The following is a 14,993-nucleotide window of genomic DNA, read 5'->3' as shown; positions in this document are numbered from 1 at the left end:
GTCCGTGCACAAGGACGACGACGAGGCGCGGGTCGGCCTCGCCAAGGAGGGCCTCCCGGCGGACGGCGACGCGCCCGGCCTGACCAGGGCCGGCGAGCGCCCGCTGGACGCGTTCGTGTCCGGCGCCGCCTACGCCGCGCTCGGCCTGCTCGGCGGGGTGTTCGGCGTGGTCGGCTCGTTCGCCCAGGACTGGACGGTCGGCTCGGTCCCGGTCGCGGCGATCGTCCTGGTGGCGCTGGTCTTCGCGATGGCCCGGCTGGCCGGCTTCGGGATGGGCGGGCGGCTCGGCGCGACGATCCCCGCGGTGGTGTGGGGCGTCGTGGTGTTCGTCCTGTCGACGCGCCGCACCGAGGGCGACCTCGTCGTCCCCGGCACCGCGGCCGGGTACCTGTTCATCATCGGCGGCATGTTCGCCGCCGTGGCCGGGATCATGACGGTGCCGCCGGCCCGCCCGCCGGGCGACTGGCTGCTCGGCAGGGCGGGCCGGACGCGCGAGTAGCGGCGCCGGTCAGGTCGCCATCGGCGCGGGCTCCGGATCGGCCTGCGCGAGGGCCGTGCTGCTGTTGTGCCCCTTCAGGGACAGGCAGGCGGCCGCGCTGAGCAGGATCACGCCGATCGGCAGCCACATCGTCGGCTTCATCGCGTGCACGAACCCGTGCGAGAACACCTGCCCGGCCAGCTCGTGGACCCGGTGCGCCACGTTCGGCGGGACGCCCGGCGGAAGCTGCTGCTTCGCGCCGCTCTGGCCCGCGCCGACCTCCAGGCCGCCCTTGGCGGCGTCCGCGAACCCCTGCACGAAGCCGCCGCGCAGGTCCGCCGGGAGCGCGGCGGAGCGGGCCGCGGCCTCGTCCCGCAGCGACGACGCGAGCTGGTTCTGCAGCACGGCGCCGACCGCCGCGCTGCCCAGCACGGACCCGACCTGCCGGATCGTGTTGTTCACCCCGGACGCGGCGCCGGCCAGGCGCGGCGGGACGTTCCGGGTCGCCTCGGTCGCCATCGGCGCGAACACCCCGCCGATGCCCGCGCCCGCCACGACGAGCGCGGGGATGAACGCCTTCCAGTCCGTGCCGACCTGGGCGACGAGGACGATCCACACCATGCCCGCCGCGTAGAGGGTGAGGCCGGCCATCAGGATGAACTTGCCGCCGATCCGGTCGGACAGCCGTCCCGCGGCGGGCGCGAGGAACATCGACACGACCGACGACGGCGCCATGACGAGGCCCGCCTTGAGGGCGCTGAAGCCCAGCACCGACTGCAGGTAGATCGTCATCGGCAGGAACATGCCGATCATGCCGACCGAGACCGCCGCGCCGACCAGGTTCAGCACGGTGAAGTTGCGGTCCTTGAACAGGGAGAACGGGACGAGCGGCTCACCGTCCTGGCGGCCGCGCTGGTGCACGACGAAGACGGCGAACAGCCCGGTTCCGGCGGCGATCAGGCCCCAGATGCCCTCGTTCCACTCGTACTTCTGGCCCTCGGTGAGCGCGAACGTGACGCAGAACAGGGCCGCGGACGCCAGCAGCACGCCGGCGACGTCGAACCGGTGCCGGACGGTGCGGGTGTGGCCGGGCAGGATCGGCACGGCCATGGCCAGCACCAGGATGCCGATCGGCAGGTTCACGAAGAAGATCCACCGCCAGTCGAGGCTGGTGACGAGCAGCCCGCCGACGGTCGGCCCGGCGATCGTGGACACCCCGGCCACCGCGCCCCACACGCCGAGCGCGGCGCCGCGCCGCTCCGGCGGGAACACCCCGATGATGATCGACATGGTCTGCGGCATCAGCAGCGCCGCGCCGAGGCCCTGCACGGCCCGGGCCGCGATCAGCTGCGCCGGGTCCTGTGAGACGCCGCACGCCAGGCTGGACAGCGTGAACAGCGCCACCCCGGCGATGAACAGGTTCTTCTTGCCCCACAGGTCGCCCAGCCGGCCCGCGGTGATGAGCAGCACCGCGAGCACCAGGATGTAGGCGTTGACGACCCACAGCACCTCGTCCAGCGAGGCGTCCAGCTTGTCGATCATGCTGGGGATCGCGATGTTCACGATCGTCAGGTCCAGCAGCGTCATGAAGAATCCCAGGGAGAGCGTGAGCAGGATCGCCCAGGGATTGCCGCGCCATCTGCTCATGAGTCCCCCTTGTCGCCATGGCGTGGTCGTGGCCGCGGGTGGCAGCGGATCTGCACCTCGTCGTCCTTCCAGGTGAGCCGGCCGGAATCCAGGTCGTCGACCAGCCCCCGCGTGAACTCCAGCTCGCCGCGCACGCGCGCGATCATCCATTCCTGATCGAGGAGCTTGTACCGGTCGAGGCCCTGCTTGCGGAGCGCGTCGTGCGCCGTCTGGTGCGCGGCGAGCGCCGCCTCCAGCGCGACCGTGCGGCTGCGCAGGAGCCGGGCGACCTCGCCCTCGGACAGCAGGTTGACGAACGCCAGCCCGGTGCCGAACAGCGGGAACTCCTCGGCGGGGTCGTGCAGCAGCTCGGCCAGCCGGATCTGCGCGGCGTCCCGCCCGGCGACGGTGACCGCGTAGGTGGTGCGCTCCGGCCGCCGGCCCTCCCGGCTCGTCTCCAGCGGCTCGATGAGCCCGCACGCGGCGAGCCGCTCCACCGTGTGGTACAGCGACCCGTGCGTGATCTTGACGGCCTTGTCGTAGGCGTAGTCGCGGATGCGCTGCTGCATCTCGTACGGGTGCATGGGCCCGTCGCACAGCATGCGCAGCACGGTGAGCGCGAGCGGCGTGAGCGGTCGGGACATGGCGGCGGCCTTGTGGTCGATTCCGATTAGTCCACTCAGACTAATCCACCTGGACCGGTTAGCGCATCTTTTTATATACCGGACATGTCCGTGCAGGTCAGCGCGGGTTCGCGCGGGTCAGCGCACGGCGTCCACCGAGTTGGCCGCGCCGTTGCGGGCCACGTAGTCGCCGACCCGGTCCTCCCGGACGGCGGCGAACAGCGCCCGCGCACCATCATCGTCGAGGAGTACGACACTTTGCCCGTCCCGCTCCGCGGTCCTCGCGACCGGCGTGGTCAGATACTCCGTCAGCGACGTCTTCATCAGCCGCTGCGCGAGCCCGCGCAGCGTGCCCGCGGTCACCGAGTCGTCCACGGTGACCGAGCGCGTCACGGCCCGGACGAACCGGTCGATCTTGATCGGGTTGCGGGTGTCCAGCGCCTTGGCCGCGAGCGCGTGCAGGAACGCCTGCTGCCGCTTGATCCGGTCGAGGTCGCCGTTCGGCAGGTTCCACCGCTGCCGGACGAAGTCGAGCGCCTCCGTGCCGTCCAGGTGCCGGCGCCCGGCCTTCCAGTGCCGGCTGTGCTTCGGGTCGTAGGTGTCCTCGGTGATCGTCACGTCGACGCCGCCCAGCGCGTCCGTCATCTTCACGAACCCGCCGAAGTCGAGCGCGGCGTAGTGGTCGACGCGGACGCCGGTGAGCCGCTCCACCGCGCGGATCAGCAGTGACGGCCCCCCGTACGCGAACGCCGCGTTGATCTTCGTGGTGCCGTGCCCGGGGACGGGCACCCACCCGTCCCGCGGGATGGAGATCAGCGACACGCGGTCGCCGCGCCCGGACAGGTGGACCAGCATGATCGTGTCCGCCCGCGCCCCCATCGAGGGGATGTCGGCGCGCCGGTCGGACCCGATCAGCAGCCAGTTCTCCCCGCGCCCGGAGTCCGCCGGCCGCCCGGCGCCGGTGGGCAGCGCCCCGGCGACCCGCCGCACCTCCCCGTTGTAGGCGCGTTGCAGCAGGTAGAGGCCGCCCGCGAGGAGCAGCAGGACGCTCACCGCCAGCCCGCCGCAGCCGATGACGACCCGGCGCCGGCCCCTGTTCCGCAGCATGCCCCCACACTGCATCCGGGGCGCGCCGCGGGCCGCCGCGCCGGGCGGGTCAGGGACAAGACTTTGACCGCTCGCGGCCTTGCGGTGAACGGCGCGGTGCCGTCAGCGGCCGTCGCCCGCGCGGTCGTCGGTGCCGTCGGTGCGGTCGCCCGTGCCGCCGGGCGCCTGGGTCCCGCCCGGCGGCACGGACGACGCGAAAGGCCGCCGCCGGGCGCCGTTGACCGGCGGCGGCCCTGCTCATCAGCCCTGACCGGCCATGCCGGTCAGCCCTTCAGGGCGATCTCCAGCTGGTCGAGGGCCCAGTCGAGGTCCTCGCGCTCGATGACCAGCGGGGGCGCCAGGCGGAGGGTGGTCTCGTGCGTCTCCTTGGCGAGGACGCCGAGGTCCATGAGGCGTTCGCTGACCGGGCGGGCCTTGCCGTGCAGCTCGACGCCCGCCCACAGGCCGCGGCCGCGGACCTCGCGGACCAGCTCTCCGGGCAGGCGGCCGAGGCGCTCGTGCATGTGGGCGCCGAGGGTGCGGGAGCGCTCCTGGAACTCGCCCGTCTTCAGGATCCTGATGACCTCGCGGCCGATGGCGCAGGCGAGCGGGTTGCCGCCGAACGTCGAGCCGTGCTGGCCGGGCTTGAAGACGCCGAGGACGTCGGCGTCGGCGACGACGGCGGAGACCGGCATGATGCCGCCGCCGAGGGCCTTGCCGAGGACGTAGACGTCGGGGACGACGCCCTCGTGCTCGCAGGCGAACGTGGCGCCGGTGCGGCCGAGGCCCGACTGGATCTCGTCCGCGATCATCAGCGTGCCGTTGGCGGTGCACAGCTCGCGCACCGCGCGCAGGAACCCGCTCGGCGGGACGTTCACGCCGGCCTCGCCCTGGATCGGCTCGATCAGCACGCCGACCGTGGCGCCGTCCATCGCGGCCTTGAGCGCCTCGACGTCCCCGTACGGGACGGTCCGGAAGCCCGGCGTGTAGGGGCCGTAGGAGTCGCGGGCGTCGGGGTCGGTGGAGAAGCTGATGATCGTGGTGGTGCGACCGTGGAAGTTGCCCTCGAACGTGATGATGTTCGCCTGGCCGGCCGGGACGCCCTTGACCTCGTAGCCCCACTTGCGCGCGGTCTTCAGCGCGGTCTCGACGGCCTCGGCGCCGCTGTTCATCGGCAGCACCATGTCCTTGCCGCACAGCTCGGCCAGCTCGGCCGCGAAGGTGCCGAACTGGTCGTGGTCGAAGGCGCGGCTGACGAGGGTGACGCGGTCGAGCTGGCGGCGGGCGGCCTCGGTCAGCCGGGGGTTGCGGTGGCCGAAGTTGACGGCGGAGTACGCGGCCAGCATGTCGAGGTACCGGCGGCCCTCGACGTCGGTCAGCCACACGCCGTCCGCCTCGGCGACCACGATGGGGAGGGGATGGTAGTTGTGCGCGCTGTGGTCCTCGGACATCGCCCGCAGCTGATCTGTTCGCGACACGACGCTCCTTCGCGGCTCGGCCCGGCCGGTCGGGCCGGGGCATGGCTGGGACACCGGACGGGCGGTCCGGTGCCGAGGGGAGGAGGCCGGGCGGGTCAGGTGGCCGCCGGTCCGCTTCCCAGCGTATGTTCGGAAATGACCGCCGACCAATGACGAAAACCGACTTCGGGGGTGTTATTTGTTGCGTCTTGACGAGCTGGACCGTCGAATCGTTGCGCGCCTCCTGGAGGACGGCCGCGCATCCTACGCGCAGATCGGCGACAAGGTCGGCCTGTCGGCGCCGGCGGTGAAGCGGCGTGTCGACCGGCTGCGCGCGGACGGCGTGATCAACGGCTTCGCGGCGGTCGTCGACCCCGCCGCGCTCGGCTGGACGACGGAGGCGTTCATCGAGATCTTCTGCACGGGCGCCACGTCCCCGGAGGAGATCTACTCCAGCGTCCGCGGCCATCCCGAGGTCGTCGCGGCGTACACGATCAGCGGCGACGCGAGCGCGCTGGTGCACGTGCGGGCCCGCGACATCCAGCATCTGGAGCAGGCCCTCGAACGGCTGCGCCGGGAGGACAACATCACCGCGACGAAGACGTCGATCGTGCTGTCGCGGCTGATCGGCCGTCCCACCGACGCGCCTTCGGGGTCACCGGTTACCGGCCAGTAGGCTACCGTCATGGACTTCGCGACCGCTGACCTCATCGACGACTTCGGGGACGAGCTGCGCAGCTGCGAGACGCAGTTCCGCCAGTACGGCGCGCGGACGGTGTTCGCCGGCCCGGTCGCGACCGTGCGCTGCCACCGCGACAACGGCCTGGTGAAGAAGCTGCTGAACGGCCCCGGCGAGGGCCGCGTGCTGGTGGTGGACGGCGGCGGGTCGCTGGCGTCCGCGCTGATGGGCGACATGATCGCCGCGGCGGCGGTGGCGAACGGCTGGGCCGGCGTCGTGATCAACGGCGCGGTGCGGGACGTGGCGGCGATCCGCCGGCTCGACCTCGGCGCGAAGGCGCTCGGCTCGAACCCGCGCAAGAGCGCGAAGGACGGCGCCGGCGAGGCGGACGTCCCGGTGTCGTTCGGCGGCGTGGAGTTCCGCCCCGGCGACTGGCTCTACAGCGACGAGGACGGGATCGTGGTCGCCGAGCGCGAGCTTCCGCTGTGACCTGGGCGCATCGCTCGACATGCCAGGACATTCCACGCAAGATCGGCTAAGTCGGCCCTAGCGGGACGGAATCCCCTGTTCTTACGTACCTCTCAGCAACCCACCTGAGAGGTAGGGGAGACATGCGCGCGAAGAAGATGCTGCTGGTGCCCGCGGCGGCGATGGGGCTGGTCACGGGCCTGGCGGCCGCTCCCGCGGCCGCTGCGCAGCCGACACCGCCGATCCCGGAGCCGACCGCGAACCCCTGGCAGATGCGGCACTGGCCGCGGACGCAGCCGTGGCAGCGCGAACAGCCGTCCGCCCGCTCGTTCGCGGCGGGCGCCCCGCGTCCTATCGACCCGCAGAACTACGAGCTTCCCGACACGATGACGTGGGACGACTACCGGTCGATCCCCGGCACGTCCTGGGCGGACCCGTCCCGGAAGGGATCGGTGCGCAACTTCAACGTCGCGGTGGTCCTGGTCGACTACCCGAACCAGCCGTTCGAGGTGACGCAGCCGAAGAACTCCTCCATCTTCGGCAACCCGGTCGAGGTCGGGGACGTCCCCCGTGACAAGGTCGCCGAGTTCTACGAGGAGTTCCTCAACAAGCCGCAGGAGCTGAACCACGGCCACACCATGCACGAGTACTGGATGGAGGACTCCGGCGGCCGGTACGGCGTGAACCTCACCGGGTTCGGCGCCTACCAGATGCCCGCGAAGGACCACGAGTACGGCGTGGACGGCATGCAGGGCGGCACCGGCTGCCCGGCCGGCGACACCTGCAACCGCGACCTGCGCGCCGACGCCCGCGCCGCGTGGGTCGCCGACGTCGGCGAGGAGGCGGCCGCGAAGTACGACTTCGTCTTCTTCCTCAGCGCCGGGCAGGACGAGTCGTCCACCTGGCAGGAGTTCGGCGAGATGAAGTTCGGCGCGCCGGAGAACGTGCCGGACGAGTGGGGGCCGGACGACCCGGACCTGCCGAACTGGGTGAAGACCCGCTACATCCCGTGGACGTCCTGGCAGGCGGGCTCCACGATCTGGCCGAACGCCATCTTCGGCGTCTCGTCCACCCAGGCGGAGAGCTCCGGCATGTCGGTCTACGCCCACGAGTTCAGCCACATCCTGGGCATCGGCGACAACTACAACAACCCGTACAGCGATCCGCCGCGCCGCGCCTACAGCGGCCCGTGGGACATGCTCAGCCGCGGGACCTTCAACGGGCCGGGCGGCCCGCACAGCCGCTGGACGATCCCGGCGACGGGCGGCGGGTCCATGGGCGCCCAGCACATGCTCCGCAACAAGATGAAGCTCGGCATGGTCGACCCGGACAAGGTGCTGCAGCTCGACCGGGACGCGCTCGCCGCGTCGGGCATGGTCGTCGCCAGGGTCACGGCCCGCTCCGTCGAGCCGGGCAAGGGCGGCCTGGCCGGCATCAACGTGAAGCTGGGCGAGGGCGGCGACAAGAGCCCGGCGTGCGACACCGGCACCGACCCGCTCTGCGACGGCGGCGGGTACGACAACTACACCGTCGAGGTCGTCGACCGGATGGGCACCGACTCCTTCACCCCCGACTCCGGCGTCCTGCTGGCGAAGACGAAGGACCGCGACCGCGCCCCGTTCATCTGGGTCGAGGACGCCAACCCGCAGGACATCGACAAGGTCGACTTCGTCCTGCCCGACGGCACGCCGAAGAAGATGACGATCGGCGACTACCGCCAGCTGTCGGACGCCCTGTACCACGCCGGCACGGACTCGGGCAGCGAGTACGAGTACGTGGACGAGGCGAACCGGCTGCACTTCTACGTCCTCGACCTGAAGCGCGACCGCCGGGGCGTCCTGTCCTACACGGTCGCGATCAGCTCGCTGGACGGCGCCGGCCCGCAGCGGCGCGGCGTCCGGCTGTCCTCCGGCAGCGCGCGCCCGGCCGGCTCCGGCTGGATGAAGTGCACGCTGGCGCTCCGCAACACCGGCCGGGGCGGCACCGGCTACCACGCCTCGGACGTGTTCCGCCTGCGGGCCCAGGTCTCCGGCCACGGCTGGACGACGTGGCTGCCGAACGAGCTGGCGACCGCTCCGGCGCGCGGCGGGACGCACGTCGAGGTCTGGGCGAAGGCCGCGCCGGGCGCGTCCCGGCACGCGCGGCTGCGGCTGACGGGGACGTCCGAGAGCGACCCGTCGAAGTCCGGCACCGGAACCTGCCGCCTGCGCTGACCCGTCGCGGGACGGCCCTCCGCGCGGGGGCCGTCCCGCCCGGTCCCCGGCGCCGGGCCGGCCTCGCGCACGTAAAGTCGAGTTGCCCTTCCCAAGGTCATGTCGGACCCGTCCGCGGCGCCGGCGCAAGGTACGTTGCGAACCGTGATGATCATGCAGCGTACAGTGATCGGACTCCGCCGGCCGGGCGTCGCCTTCCTCGCGGCGGGCGCGGCGTTCGCGGCCCTCCCGGGCGCCGCCCACGCGTCACCCGCGGCGGCCCCCGCGTCCGCGAAGGCCCCGGCGGACCTGAACCCCGCCGATTTCGTCCTCCGCCGCGGCGCCGACCGCGGCGAACCGCTCCGCGCGCTCAACGGCCTGCTGGGCCGGAGCGGCGTCGACGCGCTGATCCGCTCGTCCGGCCAGGCCAAGATGGGCCGCGGCTGCGGCCGCGCCGCCGCGGTGCCCGCCCACTCGCTCGTGTACTGCTTCGACCGGGCCGACTCCACCACCCGGCGCTGGGTCCCGCAGGGCGTCACGACCGTCTCGGACGCGGTGGCGGGCGAGCGCTGGGCGGGCGGCGGCCGGCCGATCCTGGTGTCCTGGCACGACAGCGGCAAGGTGCGGCTCACGTTCGTCGACCCGGACCGCCGCACCTACCGGCACGTCCTGCTCGTCGAACCGGTGATGAAGGGCGGGCGCGCGACGTACACCGACATCGGCATCCACGCCGGCGGCATCGCCTGGTACGGCGACAAGCTGTACGTCGCCGACACCCGGCACGGCGTCCGCGAGTTCGACATGCGCGAGATCTACGACCTGGGCAAGAGCAAGAGGGGCTCGACCGCGCACTCCTCCTGGGTCGGCCTCCACAACGGGAAGTACTACGGCCACGGCTTCCGCTACGTGATGCCGCAGACGGGCAGCTGGGAGTTCGCCAACGGCAAGGTCGGCGGCAAGTGCCGGGGCACCGGCCCGCTGCGCATGTCCTGGCTGTCCATCGACCGGACGACCTCGCCGCACTCCCTCGTCGCCGGCGAGTACTGCCGTCCGAAGTGGCCCCAGGGCCGCGTGGTGACCTGGCGGCTCGGCGCCCTGTCCGGCGGCCGCCGCGTCCGGCCCAGCTGGGGCGCCGAGCTCCCGGCGGACAGGATCCAGGGCGCCGTCCGGACGCACGGCCGCTGGTGGTTCACCCAGAGCCACGGCCGCAAGCGCGGCACCCTTCTCACGACGTACCCGACCTCGCACGGCTGGGCCGAGGTGAAGCGCCGGACGATCTCCCACGGCCCCGAGGACCTCGCCTGCTACCGGGGCCGCCACCGCATCTGGACGGTCGCCGAATACGCCGGCCGCCGGGCCCTGTGGTCGTTCCGGGCGGACTCCTGCTCCTGAACCGCCGCTGCGAAAGGGCCGGGACCGGCCTCCGCCGTCCGGCGGGGCCGTTCAGATCGAGTGCATGGCGGTGTCGGCGATGCTCTGGAGGGTCGCCCGGTCGGCGCCGCCGCGCGCCGCGACCTGGATCCCGTTGACCGCCGCGATCACGAAGTGCGCCAGCGCCGCCGCGTCCTTCCGCGCGTCGATCTCCCCGGCGCGCATGCCGTCCTCGATGGCGGCCTTCAGCACCGCGAACCGCTCCCGCCGGTGCCGTTCGAGCCGCTCCGCGATGTCCGGATCTCGGGGGCCGAACTCCACGGTCGCGTTCACGACGAAGCACCCGGCGGGGTCGTCCTCGTCCGGCTCGACGGCCCAGTCCAGCACGATGCGCAGCCGCTCCCGCAGCGGCGTCCCGCCGTCCTCCATCAGCCGGACGAGCCGGGCGGCCCGGTCGTCCATGTAGTGAGCCAGGGCCGTGAGGAACAGCTCGCGCTTGCCGGCGAACGTGTTGTAGACGCTGCTGCGCGCCAGACCGGTCGCCTCGCACAGCTCCTGCGTCGAGGTCGCCTCGTATCCGGCCGCCCAGAACGCCCGCATGGCCGCCTCGACGGCCCGCCGCTCCTCGAACTTCCTGGGCCGGCCCATAACGGCACGCTAACACGTTATAGACCGCTCGATCCAATATCGTGATCAGGGTTCGGGCGAGGCATGGGCGATCTGGATGACGCGCCGCCGGGTCGGGGACGCCAGCACCGCGCGGCCGACCCCGGTGATCCTCGGCGGGGGCTCCGCCCCGTACAGCCGGGTCTCCTCGCCGTGGGCGTGCCCGAGCAGCACCGCGGGCGCTCCGGTGTCGCGCAGCGTGGAGACGAGGGGGTCGAGAGGCTGATCGGGGACGGTCAGCAGACGCGCCAGCACGATGTGCACCCGGCGGCCGACCGAGCTGAGCAGGCTACGGGGTAGTCCGGCGAGCGGGTCGTCGCGGAGGTCGCGGTCGATCGCGAACAGGAACTTCTCGGTGGCGGGCGGGCCGTTCAGCGCTCTGGACACGGTCCGGGCGAAGTCTTCGGGCGAGTCGGTGTACCCGGCACCGGGGCTCACCGGCCCGGCGTGCCCGAACTCTTCGGCGATCAGGCGCAGGATTCCGTGGGCGTCGAAGACGTGGACCTCCGGTTCGCGGTCGGCGCGATGCGCCTCGATCCCCTCAAGGAGCAGCCGCAGCAGGTTCGCGCGTCCGGAGGCGGGCGGTCCCGCGATCACGAGATGCGGGTCCTCGTCGAAGTCCACGAACGCGGGCTCGCCCGTCTCGATCTCGATGCCGATGGGTATCCGTCCGCCGGAGACGGCCGGCAGTTCGCTCACGTGCACCCTGTGCGGCGGGCCGGCGATCCGGCCTACCGCCGTGAAACGCTCCTCGAAGCCGGGGACGGCGTCGCGGACGGCGCTTACCGACTCCGCGTCCCCGCACAGGATGAGCAGCGGGCCGTCGGGTCGCTCGTCCATCGCCGAGATCAGGGCTCGGACGACCTCCGGGTGGAAGAAGTAGCCGGTTCCGTCCGCCTGCCCGTCCTCGATCAGGAGAACCCCGTCTTGGAAGGTCCGGAGCAACTCGGGGATCGCCTCGGCGATGTCGCCCAGGTGGGGGCCGATCGCGCTCAAGGAGACCATGTTCAGGCCGCCGTGGGAGACGATGCCCAGCTCGGCGAGTATCCGCCCGTACTGTCGCGCCAGTTCCTCGACCTGTGGCCCGTACGGACCCGTGACGACCAGATGCCGTGGACTGGGCGGGCGACCCCCGCGGATCGCCGCCGCCTCCCCTTCGAGAAGGCGCCGGAGAGTCGTCCCGACCGAGACGTCCGTGACGGCGTCCTCCAGCTCCCGGATCTTTTGGTCGATCAGGGCCGGCAGCGCGGTGCCCGCCGGCTCTGTCTCGGCGGGGACCGCGGTGCTCCGCCAGTGGTCGCGTGTCCGCTGGACGAAGCGCTCGACCACGGGTCCGGGAGGCTCCTTCGCCACGGTCAGCCGGCGCGGGGCGCCGCCGCCGGCGAGGAGGTGGGCCGTCCGCCGGCCGGGGAACGCGAGGTTCGCTTGTCCGACGACACGTTGGAGCTCCACGGGCGGGCGCGGGCCCGCGACGATGCGCCAGCCGAGGAGAGGGAGGAAGCGGTCCCAGATCGCGGTGTTCTCGACAGTGGTCGAGGTGAGCAGCAGTTGCACGCCCAGCGCCCGGCCGCGTTGCGCCAAGGAGAGAAGCGCCTCGCCGACTTCCGGTTTGCTGACCGGGAATGTCAGCGACACATCGGCCACGATCAGAAGGCGGGGCGGCGCGTCAAGGATCGATGCGGGCGGTGAGGGAGCGGGCCGCTCCTTCCCGAGCCATTGGCCGGCTGCGAAGTCGGAGCTTCCCGGGAGGTCGCGGGGCGGCCTGGTGGAACGGCGGTCGAGTTCGTCCGCCAGGAAGCCGAGGAACTCCTGCAGTTTCTGCGGTCGTCCGAGCAGCTCGTTTTCGGAGTAGCGGACGTGCGGGAAGTCCAGGGGCTCGCCGAGGGGATGTTCGCCCAGACCGGCGAAGGCGAAGGTGAGGTCGCCGGGGGAGTGGCCGGCGGCAAGGGCGAGCGTGATCGCGCGGACGACGCGCTGCCGCGCCCCGGGGTCTCCGACGATCAGGCCGTGCGGGAGGCCGGACGAGACGTCGAGCGGGTAGAGGGTGAGAACGTTTCCGTCCGCGTCGTAGCCGATCGCCGGATTGCGGGGCACGGTGGTGAAGCGCGCCCACGTCTCCTCGAACATGCCGCTCGTGCCGGCGCCGTTCAGCCGGAGAATGTCGAACTCGGGGACGGCCGGGGACTCGGCGTCGCCGGGTGGTCGTTGGGCGGATTCCTGCGGCCATGGGAGCTTGCCGGCCTTGGGGCCGCGTTGGCGCATCTGCTCGATGATGGACGGGACGGCGTCGAGCGGCACATGGGCGAGTTCGAAGCGAGGGTGGGCCCGGTCCCCGAAGACGTGCAGGAAGGCGCCGTCGTCATCGCGCGGTCCCGCGTTCCAGCCGATGTGGCCCGCGAGGGGGGCGGCCATCGGCGGCTCGTCCGGCGTGCAGAAGATGAATCTGAGGCCGAGGCGGCTCCCCGTTTCGCACAACCAGGCGAGAGCGGCCAGCAGGTCTGGACGCGACTCCAAGAGGGGACCGATGTCGTCGATGACGACGACCAGGGCGGGCAGGGGTTTGTGCGCCGCGCCGCCGGCGATCGCCGCCTGGTATTCGTCCCAGCCGGCGAAGCCGGCGCGGTCCAGCATGGCGGTGCGGCGGATGCGTTCGTCTTCGAGCGCCGGCACCAGGAGGCTGAGCCGCATCGAATCCGCCGCGTCGGCGTGGACGGCGGCGGTGACATGGGGGAGTCCGTCCAGTCCCGCGAAAGGGGCGCCCCGTGCGAAGTCCGCGAAGACGAAATTGAGGGTGTCGGGTGAATGGGTCAGGGCGAGGCTGAGGACGATCGTCCGCAGCATCGCCCCCCGGGCGGGCTTCGGACCGATGATCAAACCGTGCGGGAGGTCCGGGTTGCCGCGGAGCACGTCCAGCGCCACCGGGCCGCCGCCGTCCCTGCCGATCACCGCCTCGCGCGGCGGGCCTTCCCAGGCTCGGAGCAGTTCTCCGACGGGGGCGCCCAGCAGATCCGGCAGGCCGGGACCCGGCCGGGGCGCCGGGGCGAGGTGGGTGCGGGTTTCGGGGGAGAGGAGGGCGAAGTGGTCCGTGTCGGCGGTGAGGCGGACCGGGCCGCCGTCCGCGGGGAGGAGTGCCCGGAAGGTCTCGGCGGCGGTGCCGGCGCGGCGTTCGATCTCGGCGGAGACGGCGTTCAGGACGTGCCGGGTGTGCTGGGCCTCGGGGCGCGGGAGGGTGTCGAGGAGGGCCTCGCGGGCGCCCGCGACGAACTCGTAGCGGACGTCGCCGACCGGGCGGAGCAGGCCGCTCAGCAGGACCTCGGCGAGCCGGCCCGGCCCCGAGCCGCCGAGGATTCGGTGCTGGATCAGGCGCATCACCGGCAGCGACGGGACGGAGACCGCGACGTGGGCGGCGAGTTCGGCGGCGTCCGGGGAGGCCGTCGAGAGGAAGCGGCGGACGCGCTCGGCGATCGGCAGCTCGCGTTCCCGCCGCACCGGCGCCGGACCCGGAGGGCGGGACGGCAGCGCGGCCATCGCGGCGGGCTGCGGGCCGGAGCCGGACAGGAGGCGGGCCCACGTGCCGAACCAGCGGGGGGCCACCTCCAGGACCGGGACGGGCACGCCCGGCGGCACGGCGCCGTCGAACGGGGTGAAGCGCAGATCGGTGTTCGGCGCGCCGGGCCGCGGCAGGACGGCGAGGCCGGGCGTCGTCGGTGCGGCGGTGCGGCGCCAGAGCCGTTCGGCGAGGGGCTGCAGGATCGCGGCCGGCCCGGCCTGGGCCCAGTGGCGGACGGCGCGCGCGGCGCGCCCGTTCCACCAGTGCGGGCCGGAGCAGTCGCTGAGGACGAGCACGACCCGGCGGCCCGAGGGGTCCAGGAGCGTGCGCGGGTCCCGGGGCGGGGCGCCGGGGGCCGAGGCGACGCCGCCCGTCGCGTCCAGGTAGGCGACGCGGACGTTCCGGAACGCGCCCTGGCGGATCAGCATCTCCGTCAGCTCGCGGGCGAGCGGGCGCCACAGGCGCATGGCCGGCCCGGTGTCCACGACCAGGGTGAGGCTGAGCCACCGTTCGGGAGACGGGGCGAGGACGGGCGTCCACAGGCGGGTGTCGGCGACGCGGGCGGCGGTCGCCTCCTCGTCCAGTTCGCGGCGGTGCGGGGACGGGACGCGGCGCTTGAGCGGGCGGAGCGCGCGTTGCAGGCCGAGGGCGTCCGCCAGCATCGGCGCCGTCGGGACGAGCACCTCCGACGCCTCGCCGGCCGGTTCGGCGCCGGGCGCGGGACGCGGGTGGAGCCCGGTGCGCGGCTCCGGCGCGGGCGGCGGCGGCGCGGCCGGCGCGGGCGGGGCCGGCGGCCG

General features: G+C 73.0%; 11 protein-coding genes. 5 read left to right on the top strand and 6 right to left on the bottom strand.

The window, feature by feature from the left end:
• The first annotated feature begins 4 nt into the window (after positions 1-4).
• On the top strand, positions 5-499 hold the full coding sequence (locus ACIWVC_RS24875; RefSeq protein WP_396446612.1) for a DUF6113 family protein: 495 nt from the start codon (positions 5-7) through the stop codon (positions 497-499).
• 9 nt (positions 500-508) lie between these two features.
• Here ACIWVC_RS24875 and ACIWVC_RS24870 read toward each other — a convergent pair whose 3' ends face one another.
• From ACIWVC_RS24870 to rocD, 4 genes are all read right to left on the bottom strand, one after another.
• Positions 509-2,125 (bottom strand): DHA2 family efflux MFS transporter permease subunit, encoded by a 1,617-nt coding sequence (locus ACIWVC_RS24870; RefSeq protein ID WP_396446613.1) that lies wholly within the window; start codon positions 2,123-2,125, stop codon positions 509-511.
• Positions 2,122-2,748 carry a PadR family transcriptional regulator gene (locus tag ACIWVC_RS24865; protein WP_396446614.1) on the bottom strand — a complete coding sequence of 209 codons (627 nt, stop codon included), beginning with the start codon at positions 2,746-2,748 and terminating at the stop codon, positions 2,122-2,124. Before ACIWVC_RS24865 ends, ACIWVC_RS24870 begins: the two co-directional genes overlap by 4 nt.
• Before the next feature lie 117 nt (positions 2,749-2,865).
• On the bottom strand, positions 2,866-3,834 hold the full coding sequence (locus ACIWVC_RS24860) for an LCP family protein (protein ID WP_396446615.1): 969 nt from the start codon (positions 3,832-3,834) through the stop codon (positions 2,866-2,868).
• A 263-nt stretch (positions 3,835-4,097) separates the two neighbouring features.
• Positions 4,098-5,264 carry an ornithine--oxo-acid transaminase gene (rocD, locus tag ACIWVC_RS24855; RefSeq protein WP_396446625.1) on the bottom strand — a complete coding sequence of 389 codons (1,167 nt, stop codon included), beginning with the start codon at positions 5,262-5,264 and terminating at the stop codon, positions 4,098-4,100.
• 208 nt (positions 5,265-5,472) lie between these two features.
• Between rocD and ACIWVC_RS24850 the strand changes: the two genes are divergently transcribed.
• The 4 genes from ACIWVC_RS24850 (at position 5,473) to ACIWVC_RS24835 (ending at position 10,001) form a co-directional block, all read left to right on the top strand.
• The gene (locus tag ACIWVC_RS24850; RefSeq protein WP_396446616.1) at positions 5,473-5,946 is read left to right on the top strand and encodes an Lrp/AsnC family transcriptional regulator; all 474 of its coding nucleotides are present in this window, start codon (positions 5,473-5,475) and stop codon (positions 5,944-5,946) included.
• 9 nt (positions 5,947-5,955) lie between these two features.
• Complete coding sequence (gene rraA / locus ACIWVC_RS24845; RefSeq protein ID WP_396446617.1) at positions 5,956-6,438, top strand: ribonuclease E activity regulator RraA; 483 nt, start codon at positions 5,956-5,958, stop codon at positions 6,436-6,438.
• 122 nt (positions 6,439-6,560) lie between these two features.
• Positions 6,561-8,630 (top strand): M6 family metalloprotease domain-containing protein, encoded by a 2,070-nt coding sequence (locus ACIWVC_RS24840; RefSeq protein WP_396446618.1) that lies wholly within the window; start codon positions 6,561-6,563, stop codon positions 8,628-8,630.
• A gap of 153 nt (positions 8,631-8,783) precedes the next feature.
• Positions 8,784-10,001, top strand: coding sequence for a hypothetical protein (locus ACIWVC_RS24835; protein WP_396446619.1), 1,218 nt, complete (start codon positions 8,784-8,786; stop codon positions 9,999-10,001).
• A 51-nt stretch (positions 10,002-10,052) separates the two neighbouring features.
• Here the strand turns inward: ACIWVC_RS24835 and ACIWVC_RS24830 are convergent, their stop codons facing one another.
• Together ACIWVC_RS24830 and ACIWVC_RS24825 are read right to left on the bottom strand one after the other, a co-directional pair.
• A complete protein-coding gene (locus ACIWVC_RS24830; RefSeq protein WP_396446620.1) occupies positions 10,053-10,628 on the bottom strand; it encodes a TetR/AcrR family transcriptional regulator in 576 nt (191 codons plus the stop codon).
• A gap of 45 nt (positions 10,629-10,673) precedes the next feature.
• The coding region (locus tag ACIWVC_RS24825; RefSeq protein WP_396454639.1) for an SAV_2336 N-terminal domain-related protein at positions 10,674-14,993 on the bottom strand (4,320 nt) is incomplete at its 5' end.

The organism is Actinomadura sp. (assembly GCF_044508335.1).
Lineage (GTDB): Bacteria > Actinomycetota > Actinomycetes > Streptosporangiales > Streptosporangiaceae > Spirillospora.
The sequence above is the reverse complement of the archived record's forward strand: the minus strand, read 5'-3'. Positions and strand labels throughout refer to the sequence as shown.